The organism is Psychrobacter piscatorii (genome assembly GCF_904846415.1).
GTDB lineage: Bacteria > Pseudomonadota > Gammaproteobacteria > Pseudomonadales > Moraxellaceae > Psychrobacter > Psychrobacter piscatorii.
Window position 1 is genome coordinate 41,209 of record NZ_CAJHAR010000029.1, and the last position, 7,493, is coordinate 48,701.

At 43.1% G+C, this 7,493-nt stretch carries 6 protein-coding genes; 3 read left to right on the plus strand and 3 right to left on the minus strand.

Going from position 1 to position 7,493, the window contains the following annotated elements:
- Positions 1 to 111: 111 nt before the first annotated feature.
- A complete protein-coding gene (locus tag JMX83_RS12060; RefSeq protein WP_201602134.1) occupies positions 112 to 1,503 on the minus strand; it encodes a GntP family permease in 1,392 nt (463 codons plus the stop codon).
- Between the two features lie 530 nt (positions 1,504 to 2,033).
- Here JMX83_RS12060 and JMX83_RS12065 point away from each other — a divergent pair.
- Positions 2,034 to 2,897: a LysR substrate-binding domain-containing protein gene (locus JMX83_RS12065; RefSeq protein WP_201602115.1), complete on the plus strand. Its 864-nt coding sequence runs from the start codon at positions 2,034 to 2,036 to the stop codon at positions 2,895 to 2,897.
- A 385-nt stretch (positions 2,898 to 3,282) separates the two neighbouring features.
- The gene (locus tag JMX83_RS12070; RefSeq protein WP_201602118.1) at positions 3,283 to 4,707 is read left to right on the plus strand and encodes an aspartate ammonia-lyase; all 1,425 of its coding nucleotides are present in this window, start codon (positions 3,283 to 3,285) and stop codon (positions 4,705 to 4,707) included.
- Positions 4,708 to 4,721: 14 nt separating this feature from the next.
- Here JMX83_RS12070 and JMX83_RS12075 read toward each other — a convergent pair whose 3' ends face one another.
- Both JMX83_RS12075 and JMX83_RS12080 read right to left on the minus strand, forming a co-directional pair.
- Entirely contained in the window at positions 4,722 to 5,603 is an 882-nt protein-coding gene (locus tag JMX83_RS12075) for an IS3 family transposase (protein WP_201602136.1), read from the minus strand.
- Entirely contained in the window at positions 5,600 to 5,911 is a 312-nt protein-coding gene (locus JMX83_RS12080) for a transposase (RefSeq protein WP_192529932.1), read from the minus strand. The genes JMX83_RS12075 and JMX83_RS12080 overlap by 4 nt, the downstream gene beginning before the upstream one ends.
- Before the next feature lie 255 nt (positions 5,912 to 6,166).
- On the opposite strand from JMX83_RS12080, the gene JMX83_RS12085 reads away from it, so the two are divergent.
- Positions 6,167 to 7,159, plus strand: coding sequence for an IS110 family RNA-guided transposase (locus tag JMX83_RS12085; RefSeq protein WP_105244335.1), 993 nt, complete (start codon positions 6,167 to 6,169; stop codon positions 7,157 to 7,159).
- The last annotated feature ends 334 nt before the right edge of the window (positions 7,160 to 7,493 follow it).

Consider the following 7,493-nt stretch of genomic DNA (forward strand, 5'->3'; position numbering starts at 1 on the left):
GCTAACCCTCCTAGACCTTGTATCATTACATCACTATAACAACCAGTAATTTTCTAGTGCGTTAAGAGTAGGCAATAACGTTTCTAAAAAATTCTGATAAAGCAAACCAACTTAAAAAGAACCGAATAGCGTACCGAGTATGATGACTAGAATGAGAGCAATCAAAGGAATGATGACAGCGACAGCAAATATGTCCTTATACGACTCTCTATGGGTCAAACCACAAATAGTGAGCATGGTGATGATGGCACCATTATGTGGTAGCGAATCTAAACCACCTGACGCGAGAGAGGCTATACGGTGCATCAGTTCTGGGTCAATATTATATTGCTCTGCCAATTGCATATAGTTTGCGCCCATGATTTCTAATGCTATGCCTAAGCCACCAGAGGCTGATCCTGTAATACCTGCGAGAACGTTAATCATAATGGCTTCTGATATGAGCGGGTTACCAGGGGAGATGGCCATCAGAGATTGCTTGATAATTTCGAAACCTGCAAGGGTCGCAATCACAGAGCCGTAACCCACTTCTGAGGCGGTATTGAAAATAGGTAGCAAGGATCCCATCGCACCTTTGTTCAAACTGTCTGCCACACTGTCTATTTTTTTAAAGTTTGTAGCAACCACAAAAACACAAGCCAAAAATAATGACAAAATAATCGCCCAAATACCAATCACTGAGCTGAGTGCGACGCCACCAAATTTTTCATCAGCCAAGTAGCTGTTGTTCCATAACGGTATGATCATTTTTGAAAACGCATAGTTGCCCACAATCACAATAATAATGGGGAACAGCGCAAGCCAAAAATTAGGTATATCCATACCTGAATGCGGCGCTTTTTCATTCAAGGTATGGTTGCCGTAGCCTTCATTATTAGCGCCTGCAAGTCGTAATTGGCGATTCATCCATAACATGCCGCCGCCCAACATAACGATCGAGGCAATAATCCCTAGCCCAGGCGCTGCGAAAGCGTCCGTCTCAAAATAAGGCATGGGAATGACATTATGAATGGAAGGAGAGCCGGGCAATGCGGTCATCGTCAAGGTCAGAGCACCAATACAAATCGCGCCAGGTATCAGTCTTTTTGGGATATTTGTCTGCTTAAACAAAGCAGCTGCGATAGGATAGATGGCAAACGTCACCACAAAGGCGGACACGCCGCCATAAGTTAAGATTGAACAAGCCAGTACCACAGCCAGCAAAGCATGTTTCTCGCCCAGCTTATCGACTATATTGTGTGCGATGCTATAGGCGTAACCAGAGTCTTCCATCAATTTGCCAAAAATAGCCCCCAAGATAAATAGGGGGAAGTATTTGACAGCAAACCCGCCAAGACCTTGCATAAATACTTCAGTATAGATGCCCATTGTTTGGTTGCTTTGTCCGCTTAACACAACGGCTAAAATAGCGAGTAAGGGCGCCAAAACTAAGACGCTCACGCCTCTATAGGCAAAATACATCAACAGTGACAAAGACAACAAAATGGCAAAAATACTCATGATTTTGATTTCCTTCCATGGAAAAAATAGGCGGTGAACTATACTTTGTGAAGCGGATCGTTTCTTATAAATAGGATTTAGGTGGTTTACCGTCCAATAAAATCCTATGGACTGTTTTTATTATTTTTTATTTAAGTGGTAGGATAATGCCCTTAAGTATCAGTGCTTTCTGCCGGATCAGTACTTGAGAAATATCGAGTAATGAAAAAAAATACGGTGAACGGTTGTTCATAAGGTCTATCCTTAGCATGAACGAAATGCAACTAATACAATGATCAAAAAACACTGTGAGAGTCAGTACTGTGAGAGTCAGTGAGGCAGACATTACTGTCTATTCGTTGCAATTTTTTAATAATGATACATTATGTATCGTCTTAAAATCTAACAGAGGAATAAACAAAGGTCAATCAGTAGACCTTGAGAGTCACGGTACTGATGCAATGGTTTATTTTTAATGAAGAGATACTAGCCGCTTTGAGATAAATTAGACCGTATTCAAATGTCAGGCATAACTTATAAGTGTGGTGATATCAATGATAAGAGAGCTTAAAACCTTTGTCGCCGTTTGCGAGTTAGACAGTTTTGCCGCAGCAGCTCGGCACATTAACCTGACCCAGTCTGCGGTCAGCGCACAAATCAAAACGCTTGAAGACAACCTAGGGTTGTCGTTATTCACCCGCTCTGCTCGTGCTATTACGCTTAATCCGCAAGGCACGCGTGTATTACCGATTGCCAAAGAGATTTTGGCGCTTTACTCGACGATGCAGCTGTCTTCAGATACTGATATTGCCAGCTATTATGGGCAGCTTAGGATTGGTTCGATCAACTCCGTGCAAGTGGGTATCTTACCAGAGGCACTAAAGGCGATTACGTTGCTCGCCCCATTAATGCAGACAGAAATTGTGCCTGGGCGTGCTGTAGAGTTATTTGAGAAACTAGAAGTCGGGGAGATAGATGCGGCGATTACGATACAGCCAGCATTTGCATTACCAAAAGATATCGTTACCCAATCCATTATGACCGAACCTTATGTGCTCATCAGTCCCAAAAAATGGCCATTTCATAGCCTCAGGCAGACGCTTGAGCAGCATCCTTTTATCCATTACACCTTACAGTCTTCAGCGGGCGCAAAGTTAAATAAGTTCTTTAAACAACAAGACATCAAGGTCAATACGATCATGGAGATCAATGACCTTGATGCTATCGTTCGGATGGTGGAGTCGGGTTTGGGCGTGGCGTTGATTCCTTATGCAGGACTATGGATTAGAAGTACGCCGCCCGTACAAATTCACCATTTAGGGGATAACAGTTTGGTGCGCGAGGTTGTACTGGCATATCGTTATACGGATCGTCAGCAGCCACAGATCAATGCCTTAAAGCAAGCATTGGGGCTGTAAGTGAGTCAATTTTATAAACCCTAGCTTGTCTCACTGAAGCTAGGTGTTTACTTATGGCACTTATAGTTAGCGATTAATCCATTGTCTCAATTAGTCAAACTTCTTATAAAAAAATTCTCATAAAACCCTTCCTGCCACATAAATTTTTTCCAAAAAACCTACCTTCAAAGTGCTCATTGTTTTTTATAGAACAACCTTATCTATCATATTTTTTATCAAGCAGCAAAATTTTTGGGGCTGAGAACGAAATATTTACGTTTTTCTTGTGCTAAATTCTCGGTTACGATGGCGCTAATCTTTAGTAGCACTAAGACAATGCACCTAAATAATTAAGTATTGTCTGTCTACTGCTTCAACCTTCCATACTTTAAGAAGCCATAAAAATATGACACATACAGATAACCTTATCGATAATAAAGCCCATACTCGCATTGAAAAAGACTTACTCGGTGAGCAAGCCGTTCCTGCCACTGCCTTGTATGGTATTCAAACGCAACGCGCCGCGCAAAATTTTGATATTACCGGTATGCCAATCAGCCATTTTCCTGATTTAATCAAAGCACTGGCAATGGTAAAAGCCGCCGCTGCAAAAGCCAATTATCAGCATGGTCTACTCAGTGAAGAGAAGCTCAGCGCCATTACTGAGGCATGTACCGATCTGATACAAGGCGAGCATCATGAGCAGTTTATTGTTGACCTCATTCAAGGCGGGGCGGGCACGTCAACCAACATGAATGCCAATGAAGTGATTGCCAATATTGGCTTAAAAAAGATGGGGTTTGAGTACGGTCAATATAGCCATCTACATCCTAATAATGATGTCAATCGCTCTCAGTCGACCAATGATGTCTATCCGAGCGCGGCACGTTTGGCGATGGTGTTTGCGGCAAAACCACTGCAAGAGGCTATCACCAATCTACAAAATAGCTTAGCTATCAAAGGAAAAGAATTTAGCGGCATTCTAAAAATGGGTCGTACTCAATTACAAGACGCGGTACCGATGACGCTGGGGCAAGAGTTTAACGCCTTCGCCAGTGATCTAGGCAGTGAAACAGCACGAATCGAACAAGCCTGTCTACAGTTATGCGAATTGAACTTGGGCGGTACGGCGATTGGCACGGGTATCAATGCGCCCAAAGGTTACGCCAGCTTAGCGATTAGTGAGCTTGCCGATATCAGTGGCCTACCGGTGACACTTGCTGAAGATTTGATCGCCGCTAGCGCCGACATGGGTGCTTTTATTACTTTCTCGAGTGTGCTCAAACGCCTAGCTATTAAGCTGTCTAAATTGAGCAACGATTTACGTCTACTATCGAGTGGGCCACGCACAGGTCTGGGTGAGATCAATTTACCAGCCAGACAACCTGGCTCGTCGATTATGCCCGGTAAAGTCAACCCTGTGATTCCTGAGGCAATGACCCAAGCTGCCTTTCAGGTGATGGGTACGGATATGACGGTTACCATGGCGGCAGAAGCAGGGCAGTTGCAGCTCAACGCGATGGAGCCGCTGATTGTTTATAACTTACTGAACAATGCCCGTCTGTTAGAAAAGTCGATTCGTATGCTCGATGAGCGCTGCATTCAAGGTATTACTGCCAATGAAGCCCGCTGCGCGCAGCATGTCGAAAATAGCATTGGTATTGTGACGGCACTAGTACCACATATTGGCTACGAAAACGCCAGTCGTATTGCAGGAAATGCGTTGCTGAGTGGGTCAGGCGTGGCGGATTTGGTCAAGCAAGAGAAACTGCTCAGTGATGAGGAACTCGCGGCAATTTTATCACCTGATACGATGGTCAGTAGTATATAGTCTGTAGTGGTCAACTAATTTAGGACACCTGATAAGAGGTTTTTGTTAAAATAGCGTCTCTCTGTTTCTAATGGTGTTAAGTAATTGTTGAAAGTATGGGGTCTCACAGTTTGATAATAGCCCCAGATATAGTCAGTGATAGCACTCTTAGCCTCAAAGATATCTTCATAACCACCCTTTGGCATCCATTCCGTTTTAAAGCTTCTAAAGAAGCGTTCAGTTGGCGCGTTGTCCCAGCAATTACCCTTTCTGCTCATGCTTTGAATCATGCCGTCACAACTAGCCACGGATTCAGCAAATGCCTTGCTAGTGTAATGCGTGCCTTGATCCGAGTGAAACAGCACCCTACTGGGTCTAAGTCTCGTCTGATATGCCATCTGTAGTGCTTTAGCAGTCAGCATACTGTCAGGAGAGTCTGATACGGCAAAGCCCACGACACGACGGGCAAACAGATCTAACACCACAGCTAGATAACACCAGCCGCTCTTGATACGGATATAGGTCACATCTCCCGTCCAGACTTGGTTAGGCATGCTTGGACTAAAATTGCGCTTTAGGATATTGTCGTGGGTTTTATGCATCTGATCAGCATGCTTATACTTGTGTGTCTTTTCCTGAAAGCTTTTAAGGTGCATACTCTTCATAAGACTACCTGCTAGGTAACGTGTCAGCCTGATGTTATGCTCATTCCATAAGATAGCGACAATAGTGCGAGCACCAGCCGATTGCTTGGAGTCATTGAATATCTGACGTATTAATGCTTTGAGTTTGACGCGTTCTATATCAATAGGCTTAGTCTTAATACCATAGTAGTAGCTGCTTCTAACGACACCAAACAGGTGGCATAGCTTACGCTTGCTCAGTCGTTTGTCTTGCTCTGCAAGCTTGCTGATCAGCGATAGACGTTCAGGCTGTCCAAGGCTAGCAGAGCCGAAGCCTTTTTTAGAATGTCGCGCTCCATAGTGAGTCGTTTAACTTGTTTACGTAGCTCTTGTAGTTCTCTTTGCTCATCGGTGAGGGCTAAACCTGCAGCTGGTGCAACCCCTTGCTGCTCTTTTTTATACTTGCGTACCCAGTTATCTAGGGTTGATGCACCAATTCCTAAAGACTCTGCCACTTCTGCTACTTTGCGCTTATGATCAACGACTAAGCTGATAGCTTCTAATTTGAATTCTCGGGTATATTCTCTGCGGTTGCTAGTCATACTATGTTCCTTCTTTTGGGTTAGTATAACCTTGTATCTTGAATAACCGCTTAATACTGCCAACGAAAGTTGATAAAATAAAGTAATTATTCATGAGCATTGAGAGTATGAGTATAACCTTAGTGCCTAGACACTGTGTAAGAGATTATGCCCAATGCTCATCCCATCATCTTCATATTCTGAATGGTATCCAAGTGCCTCGCCATCTACCAAGGTGTCATGAGTGACACTGCATAGACAAGGGAAGACAATAAGATGACACACTATATCGGCATAGACGTCAGTAAAAACAAGCTAGATATCGCCTGGCTCAAAGCCACTGATAATCTCAAATTTAAAACCAAAGTCTTTAAAAATGATTACAGTGACTACGCTGCTCTTATCAACTGGCTCATTGCTAACATCACTGACGACTTAAGTAATATTCACATCACGGTCGAGGCCACAGGAGTCTATCACGAGAACATCGCCTACTACCTATTTGATAAAGGTCTTAACGTCAGTATTATCAATCCTGCTTATATCAAAAGCTATGCTGCTAGTTTAGGAAGTCGCAACAAGACGGATAAAAAAGACAGTATGTTATTAGCCCGCTACACCTATAGTGCTAAGCCTAAATTATGGACACCGCCGCCAGCAGAGGCGCGTCACCTCAAGTCATTATTGTCGCGCTTAGACGCACTACAAGAAGACTTACAACGTGAGCTGAATCGATTGGAAAAAGCGCAGGCCACAGACACCGCTCCTATCGTTAAAGCTTCTATTGAGCATATGATAGCCTCTTTGCAAGCCGCTATTGTTAAGCTCAATGGTGATATTGATGACCATATCGATCATCATCACAATTTAAAGCAAGATCAGACTCTACTACAAACTATTAAAGGCGTCGGCCCTGTTGTCTCAAAGCAGATGGTGTCGCTGATGCATAATAAGCAGTTTAGTCAAGCGTCACAAATGGCCGCCTTTTTAGGCTTAGTTCCCAAACATAGTGAATCAGGGCTATTTAAAGGCAAGTCTCGCTTAGCAAAGAATGGCTCAAGTGATATCAGAGCCAAACTGTATATGCCAGCGCTAGTCGCCATTAAGCATAATCCTGATATTAAGGCGCAGTATGAGCGACTGCTTGCTAATGGTAAGTGCAAAATGCAGGCTGTCTGTGCAGCGATGCGCAAGCTTGTGCATATCTGTTTCGGTGTGATTAAACATCAGCAGTCTTACCAAGCAAAAGTTGAGCTAATTAGTGCTTGATTTGGCTTTTTTAAGATGGTATCTCTTAAGCGTGGTCCGATTTAATTATGCCACTACAGTCTTTACTATTTATTAGAGTCGGTATAAAACCATTGTAGTACAGCTGGTGTTCATTTTTCTAACCTATAGCGTATGACGCGCATAGTGAGCAAGAAAAATGAATATCAGTTAAGTGTTATATTTACTGTGTTTTTCATACTGGAAAATATATAGTCAGTTCAAAACAAAAATGTTATAGCTAGGACAAACATCATAAAATAATTTGGATAAGTCATTTTCCATCCACCCTTGGCGTAGAAACTTTACTTGTGCCCATTTTTTCTCAATAGGGTTC

What these genes read in the sequence shown, in the direction of transcription:
- JMX83_RS12065 (WP_201602115.1), top strand. Translation starts at nt 2,034, where the DNA reads ATGATAAGAGAGCTTAAAACCTTTGTCGCCGTTTGCGAGTTAGACAGT.
- JMX83_RS12070 (WP_201602118.1), top strand. Translation starts at nt 3,283, where the DNA reads ATGACACATACAGATAACCTTATCGATAATAAAGCCCATACTCGCATT.
- JMX83_RS12080 (WP_192529932.1), bottom strand. Translation starts at nt 5,911, where the DNA reads ATGACTAGCAACCGCAGAGAATATACCCGAGAATTCAAATTAGAAGCT.
- JMX83_RS12085 (WP_105244335.1), top strand. Translation starts at nt 6,167, where the DNA reads ATGACACACTATATCGGCATAGACGTCAGTAAAAACAAGCTAGATATC.